Genomic DNA, 17,718 nt, shown 5'->3' with positions numbered 1-17,718 from the left:
GTCAGTGGTCTTTCGGTGAGCATTGCGCTCGGCGCGATGCCGCTACCCCGGAGAGTTTACCGGGGTGCCGCGCCACACACCTACCGGGTGCGTTCGGCTCCCAGGTGTTTCTCCAGGAGCTCTCCGGCGATCTCGATGGCGCTGCGGTGGTCGATGTTCGCCGAGGACGGGTCGTTGAGCTGAGCCATCGCCTCCTCCGCCTCCGCCATGTCGACGCCCTGCGGGCCCTCCGGGTCAGGCGGGACCCCACCGGGGCCATCGTCCCACGGTTCGGCAGGCTCCTCCGGGAGCGGGACGCCGTCGAATCCGTTCGGCTCCGCCCCGGAGCCACGCCGGGCGTCGATCTTCGCCCGGCGCGCCCGCCACCCGGACAACTGCTCCACCTGGCCCTGGTTGTTCGCCGCCGGCTGTTGCCGGGGTTGCGGCTGGGTCTGGGGCTGTTGCCGGGGTTGCCGGACCTCGGCGGGGCTGTCCGCCGGAGTCTCCACCTGCCGTGCCCGCTGCAGTGCCACCGACGCGGAGTCGGCTGGTTCAGGGTCCGGCTCGGGATCCCGTGGGCCTGGTGCCTGTGCCTCAGGCTCCGGCCGTGGTCCGGGTTGCGGTTCAGGTTCGGGGTCCGGCTGCGGATCCGCCGCAGCCTCAGCTTTTCCCGGCGACTCCTGTGCGACCCTGCCCCCGACACCGGCGGTGACCCGGACCGGTGACCCGGTGACCTTCTCTGTCGCACCGGTGTAGACCGCGGCATGCTCCGGAGCGTTGATGTAGTTCGCCAGTGCGCCGGTGTGGTGGAGCAGTGAGATGGCCGGCGTGCCGTCGTCACCGACCGGCCCCTCCTGCGCCGTCGCGTCGCGGGCGGCGATCCAGGCGGCGAGGTTGGCGTCCTTCACCGCCTCGAGGATCTCGTCCCACCGATGCACCGGGTGCGGTGCCTGCGCGACCGGCTCGTCGTCGTCCGGAGCGGCGACGGCCGGTTCCGCGACCTCCGGACGGCCGCCATCGCTCGGCCCGTCGGCACTGTCCGCGCCGACCGCGCCGACCGCCTCGTCGGCGGACGGACGCCGTCGCCGTCGCATGATCTCCCGGGCACGTTCCGCCTCGGCCCGTCGGGTGTCCTCCGGGGACGCTGCAGCCTCAGCCGGTGCCGGGGTGGAGACCGGCGCCGGTTCAGGCACCGCGTCCGGAACAGGAGCCCCGGCAGTCGACTGTGCCGACGGGACCGCCTGCTGAGCCGCCTGCTGGGCGCCCTCCGCCTCACGCTTCGACTTACGGACGTACGGTCGACCCGTCCCGGTCCCCGTAGCCGCACCAGCCCCCGCACCGGAGCCTGCCCCTCCCCCTGCCTCCAGTGCCTCGACGCGCTGCGCCAGAGCCTCGACGGTCATCCCCGCCGCCGGCAGCGCCATGCGTGCACAGAGGATCTCCAGCAGCAGCCGGGGCGCCGTCGCTCCCCGCATCTGCGCCAGCCCCTCGTTCACCAGCGACGCACACCGGGTCAACGTCGCCTGCCCCACGGCCTGCGCCTGGGCCGCCAGCACATCACGCTGGTCGACCGGCGCGTCCACCAACCCGGTGTCGAAGGCGTCCGGCACAGCCTGCACCACCAGGAGGTCCCGGAAACGGTCCAGCAGATCCATCGCGAACCGTCGTGGGTCGTGACCGGCGTCGATGACATCACTGACACAACCGAACAGCCCGGCCTGGTCCTGGTTCGCCAGCGCGTCCACGGCACGGTCGATCAGCGAGGTGTCGGTGAACCCCAGCAGCGCCACCGCCCGACTGTAGGTGACGCCCTCGTCACCCGCACCGGCCAGCAACTGGTCCATGATGCTCAATGAGTCACGCGGTGACCCCCCACCGGCCCTGATGACCAACGGGTACACCGAATCCTCGACGACGGCCCCCTCGTCCTCACACACCCTGCCCAGCAACCCCCGCATCGCCGGAGGGGTCAGCAGGCGGAAAGGGTAGTTGTGCGTCCTCGACCTGATGGTCTGCAGCAGCTTCTCCGGCTCCGTGGTCGCGAAGATGAAGATGAGGTGCTCCGGCGGTTCCTCCACGATCTTCAGCAACGCGTTGAACCCCGCCGAGGAGATCATGTGCGCCTCGTCGATGATGAAGACGCGGTACCGGGAATCCGCCGGAGCGTAGAAGGCGCGGTCGCGCAGCTCACGCATGTCCTCCACACCGTTGTGTGTGGCGGCGTCCAGCTCCGTGACGTCCAGAGTCCCCGGGCCCCCCGGTGCCAGCGCGAGGCAGGACGCGCACTCCCCGCACGGGGAGGACGTCGGCCCCTGCTCACAGTTCAGGGACCGGGCGAGGATCCGCGCCGATGACGTCTTACCGCAGCCGCGCGGCCCCGAGAACAGGTAGGCGTGGTTGATCCGCCCGCTGTCCAGTGCCGTCGACAACGGCTCGGTCACATGTTCCTGCCCCACGACCTCGGCGAACGTTGCCGGCCGGTACTTCCTGTAAAGAGCCACGGACCCAGCCTACAAGGCGGGGCGGACGGCCACCGAGGCTACCGCCAGACGTCGTTGAGATTCGCCTGCGAGGTGGCCAGCATCTGCTGCGCGGCCGTCGGCCCACCCTCCGAGGCAACCTGGTACTCCTCCTCGGTGAGCATCACCAGCTGCGCATACACCGTCATCCGGCCCGGATGGGTGTACTCGTGCTGGGTGCCGCCGCCGTGCCGGCCGCCGAAGTTCACCTCGTGCACGTTCGGCACCCCGTCCTCCCACAGGAACGGCGGCACCAGCAGTCCGTGCTGTGCCGTGATCGTGTCATCCACGTGCCACCCGAGCTTGGGCAGCAGCAGTCCCGGCTGCGGGGAGAAGTGGATGGGGTCCTTGGAGATCATCGTCGCCGCCGCCATCACCAGGTCCGCCGCCGCCCGACCGTGGCCGGTGGTCACCGTGATGAACTCCACGCGCAGGTCCGAACCGTCCTCGGTGACGAGCTGCGGTTCGATCCGGGCCGCGTCCAGCGTCGCCGCGACGGTCTCCGCGCCGTCCGCGTCCCCGTCGTCACTCAGCCGGAGCTCGGCGACGGTGAACTCCGGGAAGCTCTGGCTCACCCGGCGACGGGACGTCGTGAACTCACCGGGCAGCAGATCGGCCAACCAGTACGTCGTCTCCTCGAGATTCAACAGCTACTCTCCGGCGGCCTCGGCGGCCTCAATGGCGGCGAGCAGGATGCAGGTCGCCACGCCGTCCATCGCCACCTCGACCTCTTCGATGGGAGGCATGGAGGGGGCCAGCCGCAGGTTCCGGTTGTACGGATCCTTCTTGTAGGGGAACGTCGCACCGGCACCGGTCAACGCGATCCCGGCGTCCTTCGCCAGCTCGGCGACGCGCGACGCCGTCCCGTCCACCACGTCGACCGAGATGAAGTAGCCGCCTGCCGGTGTGGTCCACTCGGCGATGCCCAGGTACCCGAGCCGTCGCTCCAGGATCTCCGTGACCGCACTGAACTTCGGCGCGAGGATGCCGGAGTGCTTCCGCATCACCGAGCGCACGCCCTCGGCACTGCCGAAGTACCGGGCGTGGGCGAGCTGGTTGACCTTGTTCGGCCCGATACCGCGGGCCGATGCGATACCGCGGTACCAGTCCAGGTTCTCCTTCGACGAGTTGAAGAAGGCCACACCTGCACCGGCGAAGGTGATCTTCGAGGTCGAGGACATCGCCCAGAACCGGTTCGGGTTGCCCTCCTCCGCCGCCAGCGCCACGACGTCGATGATCTCCGGGAAGTCCTCGGTGAGGGTGTGCACGGCGTACGCGTTGTCCCACACGATGCGGAAGTCCGGTGCCGCGGTCTCCATCGCGGCGAGCCCCTCGGCCACCTCGCGGGAGACCGACCACCCGGTCGGGTTCGAGAACACCGGAACCGTCCACATGCCCTTGACCGCGGGATCCTTGACCAGCTCACGGACCGCATCCAGGTCAGGCCCGTGCTCCGTCATCGGGACCGTCAGCATCTCGTAGCCGAAGGTCTCGGTGATGGTGTGGTGGCGGTCGTACCCCGGGACCGGGCAGATCCACTTGACCGACTCGTCGGACCAGGGGCGCTCCGAGTCGTTGTTGCCGAAGGTGTGGGACCAGGAGATCAGGTCGAACATGATGTTGAGGCTGGAGGCGTCCCCGGCGATCAGCAACGCCGGGTCGACACCGAGAAGCTCGGCCCACAGTGCCCGGATGTCCATGATCCCGTCGCCGCCACCGTAGTTGCGGGTGTCGACGCCCCCCTCGGTGGTGTAGTTGATCCCGGGGAGGCTGAGCAGGTCCATGCCCAGGTCGAGCTGCTCGGTGGAGGGCTTCCCACGCGTGAGGTCGAGCGTCAGGTTCCGGTCCTTGAGCTCCTGGTAGGCCTTGTCTGCCTCGCCCCTCAGGGACGTCAGGGTGTTCAGCACGTCAGTGTTCGCGTGGGTGAGCTTCATAGTCCCGCAGGACCTCCTCGACTTCGACGGGTGTGTTCCGCTCGAGTGTAGTGGGACATGCCGAGAACCGACAGGATGTGGCTCCGCGACGCCGGAGGTCTGTCATCTGGGGCGGAGGACGGGGTCAGTCGCGGGGAACCCTGTTCCACAACTGATGGGTGAGCCCGGAGGACGTCCCCACCGTTTCGACGCTGAACCGCTCCTCCAGCCCGGCAAGCCCGTCCCACAGCCGCACCCCCGCCCCGAGGACGACCGGAATGGTGATGACGTGGAGGAAGTCGACGAGGTCCGCCTGCAGGAACTCACGCACCGTCGACGGGCCGCCGCCGATCCGCACGTCCTGGCCGGACGCCGCCGCACCCGCCAGACGCAGCGCCTCGGCGGGGGAGACGTCCACGAAGTGGAAACTCGTGCCGTTGGCGAACTCGATCGGTTCCCGCGGATGATGGGTCAGCACGAAGACCGGCGTGCGGAACGGCGGCTCCTCTCCCCACCACCCCTCCCACCCGTCGTCCGGCCACGGACCGGTCTGCGGGCCGAACTTCCGCCGGCCCATGATCTCGGCGCCGATCCCCTGGCCCCACATGCTGAACAGCGCATGGTCTGCGGTGACGGGACCGCCGCCGTCGCCGAGTCCCTGGATGCCGTCGATGACCCGGCCGTCGAAACGGCTGAACAGCGCGGTCGCGTCCCCGATCGGTTTCTCGAAGGTCACGTGGTCCCCGGCCGCGTAACCGTCGGAGGACACGAACAGGTTGTGGACTCTCGTGCGGGCCATCGTCGCTCCCGGAATGTTCGGTTGTCTGCTGAGGTGAACTATAGACCGGCCGGACCGCAGCCACCAGGACAACGACCCCGACCACAAAGTTCCCCCGGACCCCACCCCGGCACCCCGGGCACAACCAGGGGCAGAAAAAGTTCAAGGACACCGCGCACCCGCCAGAGCTCGTTGACCCTTGCTGCATTCCTGCCCTGGGGGAGTTCACAAGATGCACGCCGCGCGGCGTCCGGCCCTCATGGTAGCAAGTGGTCGCATCCGGAGCCAACATTGCGGCCGTCCCGACTCCGGACCGGCGCCGCCGAGGCCTGTCGTCGCACGGATCCCTCGGGCGAACAGCAGTTTTGCATCTCAGGCACCGTCGTGTGTATATTTCTCGGCGGAGGATTCGACTAGCGGCCTATGTCACACGCCTGGAACGCGTGCGGGAGTCACATCCCTCAGGGGTTCAAATCCCCTATCCTCCGCCACAGGAAACCCCCGGTCTTCGGACCGGGGGTTTTCGCGTTGCCGGGCAGGCGTGCGTGCGCGCGTACCCGATTCCACCGTCCGACGACAGCCGCAGGCCGGTTCCGGTACGCTCCCACGCACCACTCGCTCTACACTGGGTCGCCATGCAGACTCTCCGGGACTCACTGTCCTCCGACCGCGCCCGCGTCGTGTTCGATGATCTCGTCGCCGGCCGTCCCACCGTCTGGGTGCCCGGACACACCGACTCGCCGACCCCCGACGTGCCGTTCGACGACCTGGCCGGGGCGGTCGACGCCGCCGAGGAACGGTTCCGCTGGTTCGCCCCGCTCTTCGAGGAGCTGTTCCCGGAGACCCGCCCTGTCGGCGGGGTCATCGAGTCACCGCTGACCAAGGTCTCCGCTCTCAGCGCAACGCTCGAGGATGCGTTCGGCCGTGCCGTCCCCCGGAACCTGTGGGTCAAACGGGACGACGCCCTCGCGGTCAGCGGGTCGGTGAAGTCCCGCGGCGGCATCCACGAGGTCCTCGAGACCGCACTCACCGTCGCCACTGACCTGGGGATCGACGTCTCCGACGGCCCCCTCGCCTTCCTCGACCCCGCCGTCCGGCAGCGGATGGCGACGCGACGGATCGTCGTCGGCTCGACCGGGAACCTCGGCATGTCCATCGGCCTGATGGGCGCGGTCCTGGGCTTCTCCGTCACCGTGCACATGTCACACGACGCCAAACAGTGGAAGAAGGACAGACTCCGCACGTCCGGCGTGGAGGTCGTCGAGCACGAGACGGACTTCACCGAGGCGGTCCACGCCGGACGCTCCGCCGCGGAGGCGGACCCGGCCGCCCACTTCATCGACGACGAGAACTCCCGCAGCCTCTTCGCCGGCTACGCCGTCGCCGGACGCCGCCTCGCCGGACAACTCGCCGCGACCTCCGTCATCGTCGACGACGACCACCCGCTCACCGTCTACCTCCCCTGCGGCATCGGCGGCGCTCCCGGCGGCATCACCTACGGACTGTCCACCGTCCTCGGCGACGCCGTGCGCTGCGTGTTCGTCGAACCGGTGGACATGCCCGCCTTCCTGCTCGGCAGGCTCACCGGGTTGGACGACGCGGTCAGCGTGTCCGACATCGGCCGCGGCGGGCTCACCGTCGCCGACGGACTGGCCGTGGGCCGTCCCTCCGGTTTCGTCGGGGCGACCGTCGGCCACCTCATCGCCGGCTACGCCACCGTCACCGACGACGACCTGCTGCGCACCCTGGCGCTCGCGCGCGACACCGCGGACCTGCGTCTGGAGCCGTCCGCCTGCGCGGGTCTGCGTGCGGCGGGGTGCCTCGGCGACACCTCCGGCACCCACGTCGCCTGGCTCACCGGTGGTGCACTGATGCCGGACGACGAGTTCGCCGACCTGCTCGAGACGGGACGGCGACTGCTGACTCACGGGCCGAGGAGCGCCAAGGGCACGACCGCGACACCGTCGTCACGCCGGTAGGCGAACTCACCGGTGGTGACGATCACTTTGTCGATGATCCTGTCACTGAGTTGCTGGTGAAGCCAGTTGAGGTGCCTCACGTCACGGGACCCGACGTCCTCGGCGAGCTTCACCTCGACAGCGATGATGTCCCCCTCGTCCGACGTCAGGATCATGTCCACCTCGCGGTCACCGCCTTGGGTACGCAGGTGGGTCACCTCCAGGTCCAATGCCTGCGCCAGCACACGTACGGACAAGGTCACCAACGCCTCGAACAGTGCCCCGAGGAGTGGGCCGTCCCGGAACTTCCGGAACTCCGGCAGCCGGTCAGCATCGGTCGTGCTCCCCAGGAGACTTCGTTGCGTGGCCCCCAGAAGTCTCGCCGCCAAGGCAGGGTCCGCCAACTGGTGTTTGGGGGCGCTGCCAAGTCGCTTGACCCCCACTCCGCGCGGCGACCACGCGGGCACCGGATCAAGCAGCCAGAGGTTCGACAGTGCATCCCGGTAGTCAAGCACCGTGTCCTTGGAGGGCCGTTCCGTGGGCGAGACTGCGTCCGCGATGGACTGGAACGACGCTGTCGTCGAGGTCGCCGCCGCGTACGCCTGCAACCAGGAACGCAACGACTGTGGCCGACGGTGGACGATGCCCAGTGCGGGCACCTCCTGCGACAGCGCCAGGTCCAGGTAACCACCCAGTTCCCGCATCCTGAACCTGTCCGCGCCTTCCCGGATCCCCGGGAACCCGGAGGCGAGTATCTCGCGCGTGTAGTCCACGAGAGTGACCGCTGTCCGGCCACCGACAACCTCCTGCGTACCCTCCAGCAATCCGCGGAGACTGACGGTGGGGTTCTCCAGCTGCCGCTCGGAGAAACTCAACGGCCTCATCCGCAGGTTGACGATCCGACCGGCTCCTGAATGCACCCGCGTATCACGCGGATTCGCGCTGCCGGTCATGAGGAATCGCCCCGGTGAGCGGTCATCGTCGACGCTACGTCTCACCGCGTCCCAGATCGGAGGGTCCAGTTGCCACTCGTCGACGAGCACCGGAGGATCGAGACTGTCGATGACGCCACGGTCCGCCTTGAGCGTCTCCAGCTGTCCGGGGCGGTCAAGACGCAGAACCGACGTAGCGAATCGCTCGGCACTCGCGGTCTTCCCGACACCCTTCGGCCCCTGCAACGCGATGGCGGGGACGCCCTCAAGGAGCATCCTCAACTCGTCGTCAACGACCCTTGGCAAGTATGACACCATGCAGGCCACTGTACAGGGAAAACGCTGACTAGTCGACGGTTACGCAGCGTTCTACTCGACGGTTACGCAGGTTTCTACTCGACGATTACGCAGACTACGACAACGAGCCGGACTTCCAGTCGTCGACGAAGTCCGGGTTGTCGTCCAGCCACTCGGCGACGGCCTCGTCCATGTTCTCCCCGTTGTAGTTCTCCTCGGAGAACATCACGTTCTCCAGCGACGACAGGTGCTCGTCATCGAGGACGAGGTTCTTCAGCAGCTGGGACACGTAGGGGTTGTCGTCGGAGAAGCCGGTACGGGAGAAGTTGTAGATGTTCTCCGCCCCGCCCATCGCGCCCTCCGGGTCCTCCAGGTCACGGACCGGGAAGGCGTCGTAGGCCCAGTGCGGACGCCACAGCGTCACGGCGATGTTGTCGTCGGCGTCCGTGGCCTTCTTCAGTTCGGCGAGCATCGCCGGCGTCGACGACGTCTGGAAGTCGTAGTCGTCCAGGCCGTAGGTCGGGATCGCCTCCTCGCGGGTCTGCCTGGTCAGGCCGGCACCCTCGTCGATACCGACGATCCGGTTACCGTACTCGTCGCCCATGTCCGCGAGGTCGGCGATGGACTGTGCCGGTGAATCGTCGTTGACGGCGATGCTCAGGATGGCGTTGTTGTACCAGCAGCCCTGGGCCTCCAGGTCGTCACCGTACTGCTCGATGTAGGTGTCGTGGGTGACGGGCAGCCAGCCGTCCATGAACAGGTCCATGTCACCCTGAGCCACCCCGGTGTACGCCGGTGCGGCGTCGTACCCTTCGACGGTGACGGTGTAGCCGTCCTCCTCCAGGACATGCTTGAGCAGGTGGGAGGCGGCGAAGGACTCGTCCCAGCCGTTGAAGGCGGCGATCGAGATCTCCTTGTCGTCGTCGACGTCGAGGTCGGCGACGTCCGACGACTCCTCGCCGGGCGTGCAGTCGGCGAACGCCGAGGCACCCTCCGACGGGTCGGCGGTGTCTCCGTCACCGCCGCCCTCGTTGTCGGCCCCGCAGGCCGAGACGACCAGGGCGGTGGTCACGAGCAGTGCGCCGAGGGACGCTGTCCTGCGGGCGGTGCGTCCGGTGGTGGTTCTGACTGTGGTGGTCATTCTCTTCTCCTTGACGTTGTGGGTTGTCGGCCGTCACGCCGACTGTCTGGCTTTCGCCAGGGGTGTACGGTTGCCCAGACCGGCGGTCACCCGGTCGAGGAAGATCGCCAGGATCACGACGGCCACGCCGGCGTTCACACCGAGGGGGATGTTCAGGCTCTGGATCGCCGCGGTGACGTCCTTTCCCAACCCGGCCGCGCCCGCCATGCCGGCGAGCACAACCATCGACAGGGCCAGCATGATGACCTGGTTGATGCCCGCCATGATGGTGGGCAGCGCCAGGGGCAGCTCGATGCGGAACAGGATGTGCCGTGGTGTGGCACCGAAGGCGTTGCCTGCCTCGACGGTCTCCCGGTCCACCTGCCGGATACCCAGCTGGGTGAAGCGCACACCGGGGGGCAGGCAGAAGATCAGGGTGGCGATCATCCCCGGCACCTCGCCGATGCCGAAGATCACGATGATCGGTATCAGGTAGGCCAGGGCTGGCATCGCCTGCATGAAGTCCAGGACGGGTTTGACGATCGCCGACACCGTCCGCGACTTCGCCGCCCAGATACCCAGCGGCACCGCGATCACCACGGCGATGGCCACCGCCACGATGACCATGGACAGCGTCTGCATGGCCTGGTTCCACTCGTTGACCGCGCGCACCAGGTAGAAACCCAGCAGGGTGAACAGTGCCACCCGCCACCCGGCGGCGAACCAGGCGATGACCCCGAGGATCACCGTCATCACCAGGTAGACCGGAGCGCCGAGGACGGCGTAGACGCCGTCGTACATGCCGCCGAGCACCGTGCCGATGAAGTCCAGCAGGCCGGAGGCCGCGGAGGTGAACCAGTCGATGAAGTCCGCGACCCAGCGGCCGACGGGGATGTCCGGGTTGAGGAAGGTGTCCATGTCAGGCCACCTTCCCCGCCATCGTCCGCACCAGCGTCGACTGGTCGATGATCCCGACCACGGCACCGTCCTCGACGACCGCCACGCTCCCGCCGTCGGACCCGGCGGCGACGCCGCAGACCTCCGACAGGAGGCTGCCGACCGCGACCGTCGGGAGCGACGCCGTCGCGTCGGCCGTCTCCGGCCCCGTCGGTTCCATCAGGTTGCGCGCGGTGAGCACGCGCGTACGGTCGACGTCGGCGAGGAAGTCACGCACGTAGTCGTCGGCGGGACGGGTGAGGATCTCGTTGGCCGTGCCAATCTGGGCGATCCGGCCGTCACGCATGATCGCGATCCGGTCGCCGAGGCGCATCGCCTCGTTGAGGTCGTGGCTGATGAAGATGATCGTCTTGCCCAGGTCACGCTGCAGCTCGAGCAGCTGCCCCTGCATTTCCGTGCGGATCAGCGGGTCCAGCGCGGAGAAGGCCTCGTCCATCAACAGAATCTCGGTCTCCGCGGCCAGGGCGCGGGCCAGACCCACCCGTTGCTGCATGCCCCCGGAGAGTTCGCCGGGGAGGCTGTCGGCCCAACCGTCGAGGCCGACCTGGCGCAGCCAGTGGTCGGCCTGATCCTGCCGCTTCTTCTTCTCGACCCCCTGGATCTCCAGCGAGTAGGCGGCGTTGTCCCGGACGGTGCGGTGCGGCAGTAGGGCGAAGTGCTGGAAGACCATGGAGATGTGACTCTTGCGCAGGTCACGAAGTTCCTGTTTCCCCATCGCCGAGATGTCCTTCCCCGCCACCTCGATGGTGCCGGCGGTGGGCGTCCACAGCCCGTTGATCATGCGGATCAGGGTGGACTTCCCGGAACCGGACAGTCCCATGACCACGAAGATCTCACCCTTGTTCACCTCGAAACTCGCGTCGACGACGGCAGCGTTCCCCAGGGACTTCAGGTCTTTCCGGTCGACCCCGTCCTCGATGCGTCTGACCACCTCAGGGCCATTTCTCCCGAACACCTTGTAAACGTGGGATGCACTCACAACAGTCATGCGTTTCTCGCCTCCAACGTCAGGAATGCTCATCGCTAATGAACAAGCTTATTGACTACTGAAGGGGATTGCGAGTTTCCCGATGGAATACTGGGTTAATCCTGGAATTGTTCTGGATATTTTGGATCAGAAAATGCCTACCCACCAGCAACGACGGCGACCGGCGACACACCGTGACGTCAGGCCCCCACATCGGGGTAGGCGCGGTCCAGCTCCGCCAGCCACGCCCGTGCGTTACCGTCCGACGGCGCACGCCAGTCACCCCGCGGCGACAGTGACCCCGCCGGCGACACCTTCGGCCCGTTCGGTACCGCCGTGCGCTTGAACTGGGCGAAACCGAAGAAGCGCTGCAGGAACGTCCGCTCCCACGCCACGATCGTGTCCAGGTCGTAGGCGTAGCGGTCCCCGTCGGGGAACCCGGCCGGCCACTGCCCCACCGCCGCGTCCCGCCACGCGTGCCACGCCAGGAAGGCGATCGTGGACGGCCGCATCCCGCGCAGCACGTGCCACAGCGTGAAGTCGTGCAGGGCGTACGGCCCGATCGTGTCCTCGGTGGACTGCACCTGGCCGTCCGGCCCCGCAGGCACCAGCTCCGGACTGATCTCGGTGTCGAGCACCGAGCGCAGCACCGCCGCGGCGTCCTCCCCGACCACGGTGCCGTCGGCGATGACCCAGCGGATCAGGTGCTGGATCAGCGTCTTCGGCACCCCGGAGTTCACCGCGTAGTGGCTCATCTGGTCGCCGACACCGTAGGTGCACCAGCCCAGCGCGAACTCGGAGAGGTCACCGGTGCCCACGACGACACCGCCGAGGTGGTTCGCCAGCCGGAACAGGTAGTCGGTGCGCAGGCCTGCCTGCACGTTCTCGAAGGTCACGTCGTAGACCGGCTCACCCTCCCCCGCCGGGTGCCCCATCTGCCGGAGCATCTCCGTGGCCGCGGGCCGGATGTCCAGGGTCTCGATCGTCGCCCCCAGGGCCTCGGCGAGTGCCACCGCATTCGACTTCGTGTGGTCGCTCGTGGCGAAACCCGGCATGGTGTACGCCAGGATGTCGGAGCGCGGACGCCCGGTGCGGTCCATCGCCCGTGCCACGACGAGCAGCGCGTGGGTGGAGTCCAGCCCGCCGGACACCCCGATCACCGGGCGCGGGTTCCCGATGGCCTGCAGCCGCTGGACCAGGCCGGAGACCTGGATGTTGAAGGTCTCGTAGCAGTCCTGCGCCAGGCGTGCCGGGTCACCGGGCACGAACGGGAACCGGGCGACGTCCCGACGCAGGCCCACGTCCGCTGCCGGCGCGTTGAGCGTGAAACCGACGGTCCGGAAGGTGGCGTCCGACGTGCCAGCCATGGCACGGCGGTTGTCGTCGAAGGTGCCCTGCCGGATCCGCGCGGCGCGCAGCCCGCGGACGTCCACGTCGGCGACACTGGCCCGCGGGCCGTCGGGGAAACGCTCGGTCTCCTCCAGCAGCACGCCGCGCTCGTACACCATCGTCAGACCGTCCCAGGACACGTCGTTGGTGGACTCGCCCTGACCGGCGGCGGCGTAGACGTACGCCGCCAGGTTCCGGGAGGACGCCGAACGTGCCAGCAGGTGCCGGTCCTCGGCCCGCTGCACCGTGATCGGGCTGCCGGAGAGGTTCAGCAGGACGGTCGCCCCGTGCAGCGCCGCCACCGACGACGGTGGGACGGGCACCCACATGTCCTCGCAGATCTCGGCGTGCACGGTGAGGTCCGGGACGTCCTGCGCCTCGAAGAGGAGGTCCGTGCCGAAGGGGACGTCCACCTCCCCGACACGGATGCGGCCGCCACGCACGTCGTCGCCCGGCGCGTACCAGCGGCGCTCGTAGAACTCGCGGTAGGTGGGCAGGTGCGACTTCGGGGTCACGCCCAGGACCCGGCCGCGGTGGATCACGACCGCGCAGTTGTACAGGCGGTTGCCGTGGGCCAGCGGCGCACCGACGACCAGCACCGGGAAAAGCTTCTCGGACGCGGTGGTGATGGTCTGCAGGGCGTCGGTGACCGCGTCGAGCAGCACGTCCTGCATGACGAGGTCGTCGATGGCGTAGCCGGTGAGGCAGAGCTCGGGGAAGACGGCGACGGCGACGTGGTCGTCGTGGAGGTCCGCGGCGGTGTCGAGGACCGTGCGGGCGTTCGTGGCCGGGTCGGCGACGGCGACCGGGACGGTGGCGGCGGCGACCCGGGCGAAACCGTGGGCGTAGGCGCCGGTGGATGGAGTGTCAGGCATGGTGACCAGTGTGCCAGGTGTCCCCACCAGCGGGACGACCACGCCAGGGTGTTATGGCCGGCTCAGAACACCCTGGCGTGGTTGTCTCAGCCCGGACGACCGCTCACCGCACCCGGTGACGTCCGATCGGCAACACCAGCGGCGTGCCGGAGACCGGGTCCTCGATGATCCGGGACCGCAGCCCGAACACCGCCGACACCCGCTCCTCGGTGAAGATCTCGGACGGCGCACCGACCGCCTCCACTCCCCCGTCGGCGATCATCACCACCTGGTCGCAGTAGCGCGCGGCGAGATTCAGGTCGTGCAGCACCATCACGATGGTGATCCCCGAGGTCTCGTTGAGGTCGGTGAGCAGGTCCAGCACCTCGACCTGGTGAGACACGTCGAGGAAGGTCGTGGGCTCGTCCAGCAGCATCAGGTCGGTCTGCTGCGCCAGTGCCATGGCGATCCACACGCGCTGACGCTGACCGCCGGAGAGTTCGTCGACGGCGCGGTCGGCCAGCGCGGCGGTGCCGGTGGTGTCGAGGGCGAAGGCCACGGCCTCGTCGTCGGCGGTCGACCAGCGGGTCATGATGCCCTGGTGCGGGTGGCGTCCCCGTCCCACCAGGTCGGCGACGGTGATGCCCTCCGGGGCGATCGGTGACTGCGGCAGCAGGCCGAGGGTGCGGGCGAGTTCCTTCGCCGGGCGGGAGTGCACGTCCTTCCCGTCGAGCAGGACGTGGCCCGCGGACGGCTTGAGCAGCCGGGACATCGACTTCAGCAGCGTGGACTTGCCGCAGGCGTTCGCCCCGATGATGCCGGTGACCTTGCCGGGCAGGACGGACAGGTCGATGCCGTCGATGACGGTCCGGTCGCCGTAACCGAGGCGCAGGCTCTCGACGGTCAGTGCATGGTCAGCGGTCACAGCGTGCCTCCTGCGGCGGTGCGGCGGTTGGTGCGGATGATGAGGTAGATCAGGTACGGCGCGCCGAGCACTCCGGTGACGACGCCGACCGGGTAGCGGGCGTCGAAGGCCCACTGGCCGGCGACGTCCGCGACGAGGACGAGCAGCGCGCCCACAAGGGCCGCCGGGATCAGCAGGTTCGTGCCCGGCCCGACCAGGCGGGCGGCGATCGGTCCGGCGAGGAAGGACACGAAGGCGACGGGCCCCGCCGCGGCGGTGGCGAAGGCGATCAGTCCGACGGCGGCGACCACGAGCACCAGCCGGGTCAGGGAGACCCGCACGCCGAGGGCGCCGGCGGTGTCGTCGCCGAGCTGGGTGACCGACAGGTTGCGCCACTGCGCCAGGAGCACCGGAGTCAGGACGACCACCGCGACGAGGACGAGGCGGACGTCGTTCCAGGCGGCGTTGTTGAGGCTGCCGGTGAGCCAGCGCATCGCGGTCTGGGTGTCCCAGCTCTGCGCGGTGGACAGCTGCCAGTTCGTGAGGCTGGTGAGGATCGCGGACACGCCGATGCCGACGAGGATCAGCCGCGTCCCGGCGACGCCGCCTTTCCAGGCGAGGGCGAAGACCAGCAGTGCCACACCCAGTCCCGCGGCGATGGCGAAGGCGGAGACCGCCGCGCGGCTCAACGACAGCGCCAGGATGGCGAAGACCGCGGCGGCGGACGCACCGGAGCTGATGCCGATGATGTCCGGGCTGGCCAGCGGGTTGCGCAGCATGGTCTGGAAGACCACGCCGCCGAGGCCGAAGGCGAGTCCGCAGACCACGGCCAGGGACGCGCGCGGCAGGCGCAGACGTCCGACGGTGAAGCTCGCACCGGGCACTGTCTCGCCGGTGGCGACGCGCCACACGTCCCCCGGCGGGTAGAAGGTGTGCCCTACGCACAGGGACACCAGGTAGACGGCGGCGACGAGGATGGAGAGGACGGCGACGAGCGTCCACCAGCGGCGGTGGCGCCCGCGGCGTTCGGCGGCGACGGCAGCCACGGTGCTGACGGTGCTGACGGTTGTCACAGGGCACGCACCTTCTGACGTCGGACGATGGCGATGAACACGGGTGCGCCGATGAGCGCGGTGAGGATGCCGACCTCCAGTTCCGCCGGCCGGGCGACGATGCGGCCCAGGATGTCGGCGGCCACCAGGAGTGCCGCTCCCGACACGGCGGCGAACGGGATCAGCCACCGGTGGTCCACCCCGACGAGCAGTCGGCAGGCGTGCGGGACGACCAGACCGACGAACCCGACAGGCCCGGTCACCGCCGTCACCGCCCCGCAGAGGATCACCGCGCCGAGGGCTGCGGCGGCGCGGGTGACGGCGACCCGCTCCCCCAGCCCGGCGGCGAGTTCGTCGCCGAGGGCGAGGGAGTTCAGGCCGCGTGCGGAGAGCAGGCAGACGAGGAAGCCGACGACGAGGAACGGGGCGACCAGCCGGACGGACTCCCACGTCCCGCCGCCGACGCCGCCGATCTGCCAGTCGCGGGCCTGGTCGACGAGGTCGGTGCGGGTCAGCATGACCGCGCTGATGAACGAGGTCAGCGCCGCCGCCGTGGCTGACCCGGCGAGGGCGAGTTTCAGGGGTGTGGCCCCGCCGTGGCCCAGCGAGCCGATGACGTAGACGAACACGGCGGTGACCGCGGCCCCCGCCATCGCCACCCAGATCTGCTGCGACGCGGTGCTGATGCTGAGATAGACCATGCCCAGCACCACGGCCAGCGCGGCTCCGGTGTTCACCCCGAGGATGCCGGGGTCCGCCAGGGGGTTGCGGGTCACGCCCTGCATCACCGCACCGGTGACGCCGAGCGCCGCCCCGGCGATGACGGCCAGGACGGTGCGGGGGATGCGCGTGGCGACGGCCGCCTGGTCGTACCCCTCGACGGAGCCCCCGGCGGTACTCCAGTAGGCGGCGAGGATGTCGGAGAGTCCGACGCTGCGGGATCCGACGGCGGTGGACAGTGCCATGACGACGATCAGGACGACGACGGCGAGGAGCAGCCAGAAGGTGCGCAGTGTCGTGGAGCGGCGCAGGCGCTCCGCCGTCGTCGCGGCGGTGTCAGTTGTCACTCTTGGTGGCGGCGTCGGAGAGGGCCGTGACGTAGTCGTCGAGGATGTAGGGGATGCCGAGCGGGGTGGGCATCGCGGCGGTACCGAGCTCGTCGTTCCCCAGCAGGACCACGGCGTCGTTCCTGATGGCGGGGATATGGCCGAGCACGGGGTTGTCCTTCATCGCGTCGAGCAGTTCCCGGTCGCCGTAGGTGACGATGATGTCGACGTCGTCGAACACGTCCGCCTGCTCGGTGCTGACGGTGCCGCTGAAGGAGTCGTTGCCCTCGGAGAAGTCCTTGATGGAGTCCGGGGCCTCCATGCCCAGGTCCCCGAAGAACATCGGGCGGGTGTCGTGGGTGGTGTAGAAGCTGACCTTGCTCAGGTCGCCGATCTCCACGTGGGTGAGGAACATCGTCTTCTTGCCCTTGATCTCCGGGTGGGCGTCGGCGACCTCGGCGATCTGCGACTCGAGGTCGGCGATGAGGTCCTTGCCCTCGTCCTCCTTGCCGATGGCCTTCGACTCGATCTCGATGTTCTCGCGCCACGGGGTACCCCAGGCGACCTGGTCCTTGGGGAAGGGGACGGTCGGGGCGATCTCGGAGAGCTTGTCGTAGTCCTCCTGCGTAAGCCCGGAGTAGCCGGCGAGGATCACGTCCGGGGCGGTGTCGGAGACGGCCTCGAAGTCGATGCCGTCGGTCTCGTCGAACAGGACGGGGGCCTCGTCGCCGGTGGCACCGAGCTCGTCGAGCTTCTCCTGCACCCAGGGCAGCACGTCGGAGCCGCCGAAGTTGGCCTTGGCCATGCCCACCGGGACCACGCCGAGGGCCAGGGGGACCTCCTGGTTCTCGAACTGGACGGTGGCGACGCGGTCCGGCGTGCCGTCGATCTCGGTGGTGCCGAAGGCGTGCTCGATGGTGATCGTGCCGCCGTCACCCCCGGATCCGTCGGTGCTGTCGGTGCCGTCAGAGCCGTCGGACGAACAGGCGGTCAGGACGAGCCCGAAGATCGCCGTGAGGGCGACCAGCAGGATTCGGAGTGGTCTGGTCATGG

At 68.9% G+C, this 17,718-nt stretch carries 14 protein-coding genes, 1 tRNA gene and 1 other RNA gene; 2 read left to right on the top strand and 14 right to left on the bottom strand.

What is annotated here, in order from left to right:
* Positions 1-80: 80 nt before the first annotated feature.
* The 5 genes from PQI66_RS13800 to ffs all read right to left on the bottom strand — a co-directional run bounded on the left by PQI66_RS13800 (position 81) and on the right by ffs (position 5,445).
* Positions 81-2,480, bottom strand: coding sequence for a DNA polymerase III subunit gamma and tau (locus PQI66_RS13800; RefSeq protein WP_339999097.1), 2,400 nt, complete (start codon positions 2,478-2,480; stop codon positions 81-83).
* 38 nt (positions 2,481-2,518) lie between these two features.
* Positions 2,519-3,145 (bottom strand): hypothetical protein, encoded by a 627-nt coding sequence (locus tag PQI66_RS13795; protein WP_339999096.1) that lies wholly within the window; start codon positions 3,143-3,145, stop codon positions 2,519-2,521.
* A gap of 3 nt (positions 3,146-3,148) precedes the next feature.
* Positions 3,149-4,432 (bottom strand): aminotransferase, encoded by a 1,284-nt coding sequence (locus PQI66_RS13790; protein WP_339999095.1) that lies wholly within the window; start codon positions 4,430-4,432, stop codon positions 3,149-3,151.
* A gap of 124 nt (positions 4,433-4,556) precedes the next feature.
* Complete coding sequence (locus PQI66_RS13785; RefSeq protein ID WP_339999094.1) at positions 4,557-5,210, bottom strand: dihydrofolate reductase family protein; 654 nt, start codon at positions 5,208-5,210, stop codon at positions 4,557-4,559.
* 138 nt (positions 5,211-5,348) lie between these two features.
* An RNA gene (ffs, locus tag PQI66_RS13780) (signal recognition particle sRNA small type) lies at positions 5,349-5,445 on the bottom strand.
* 146 nt (positions 5,446-5,591) lie between these two features.
* Between ffs and PQI66_RS13775 the strand changes: the two genes are divergently transcribed.
* A tRNA-Ser gene (locus tag PQI66_RS13775) sits at positions 5,592-5,680 on the top strand.
* A gap of 144 nt (positions 5,681-5,824) precedes the next feature.
* Entirely contained in the window at positions 5,825-7,168 is a 1,344-nt protein-coding gene (locus PQI66_RS13770; RefSeq protein ID WP_339999093.1) for a D-serine ammonia-lyase, read from the top strand.
* Here PQI66_RS13770 and PQI66_RS13765 read toward each other — a convergent pair.
* The 9 genes from PQI66_RS13765 to PQI66_RS13725 form a co-directional block, all read right to left on the bottom strand.
* Entirely contained in the window at positions 7,114-8,397 is a 1,284-nt protein-coding gene (locus PQI66_RS13765) for an ATP-binding protein (protein WP_339999092.1), read from the bottom strand. The genes PQI66_RS13770 and PQI66_RS13765 overlap by 55 nt on opposite strands.
* Before the next feature lie 94 nt (positions 8,398-8,491).
* Positions 8,492-9,517 carry a glycine betaine ABC transporter substrate-binding protein gene (locus tag PQI66_RS13760; RefSeq protein ID WP_339999091.1) on the bottom strand — a complete coding sequence of 342 codons (1,026 nt, stop codon included), beginning with the start codon at positions 9,515-9,517 and terminating at the stop codon, positions 8,492-8,494.
* Between the two features lie 33 nt (positions 9,518-9,550).
* Entirely contained in the window at positions 9,551-10,414 is an 864-nt protein-coding gene (locus PQI66_RS13755) for an ABC transporter permease (protein ID WP_339999090.1), read from the bottom strand.
* Position 10,415: 1 nt separating this feature from the next.
* Positions 10,416-11,441 carry a quaternary amine ABC transporter ATP-binding protein gene (locus tag PQI66_RS13750; RefSeq protein ID WP_339999089.1) on the bottom strand — a complete coding sequence of 342 codons (1,026 nt, stop codon included), beginning with the start codon at positions 11,439-11,441 and terminating at the stop codon, positions 10,416-10,418.
* Positions 11,442-11,620: 179 nt separating this feature from the next.
* Positions 11,621-13,684: an NAD(+) synthase gene (locus PQI66_RS13745; protein WP_339999088.1), complete on the bottom strand. Its 2,064-nt coding sequence runs from the start codon at positions 13,682-13,684 to the stop codon at positions 11,621-11,623.
* A gap of 103 nt (positions 13,685-13,787) precedes the next feature.
* Positions 13,788-14,588, bottom strand: coding sequence for an ABC transporter ATP-binding protein (locus PQI66_RS13740; protein WP_339999087.1), 801 nt, complete (start codon positions 14,586-14,588; stop codon positions 13,788-13,790).
* A complete protein-coding gene (locus tag PQI66_RS13735) occupies positions 14,585-15,640 on the bottom strand; it encodes a FecCD family ABC transporter permease (protein ID WP_339999086.1) in 1,056 nt (351 codons plus the stop codon). Before PQI66_RS13735 ends, PQI66_RS13740 begins: the two co-directional genes overlap by 4 nt.
* Entirely contained in the window at positions 15,637-16,584 is a 948-nt protein-coding gene (locus PQI66_RS13730) for a FecCD family ABC transporter permease (protein WP_339999183.1), read from the bottom strand. The genes PQI66_RS13735 and PQI66_RS13730 overlap by 4 nt, the downstream gene beginning before the upstream one ends.
* A gap of 91 nt (positions 16,585-16,675) precedes the next feature.
* Complete coding sequence (locus tag PQI66_RS13725) at positions 16,676-17,716, bottom strand: iron-siderophore ABC transporter substrate-binding protein (protein WP_339999085.1); 1,041 nt, start codon at positions 17,714-17,716, stop codon at positions 16,676-16,678.
* Between the last annotated feature and the right edge of the window lie 2 nt (positions 17,717-17,718).

Source organism: Corynebacterium sp. USCH3 (genome assembly GCF_037619475.1).
GTDB lineage: Bacteria > Actinomycetota > Actinomycetes > Mycobacteriales > Mycobacteriaceae > Corynebacterium.
Note: the sequence above shows the minus strand (reverse complement) of the source record. Positions and strands in the feature narration are given on the sequence as shown.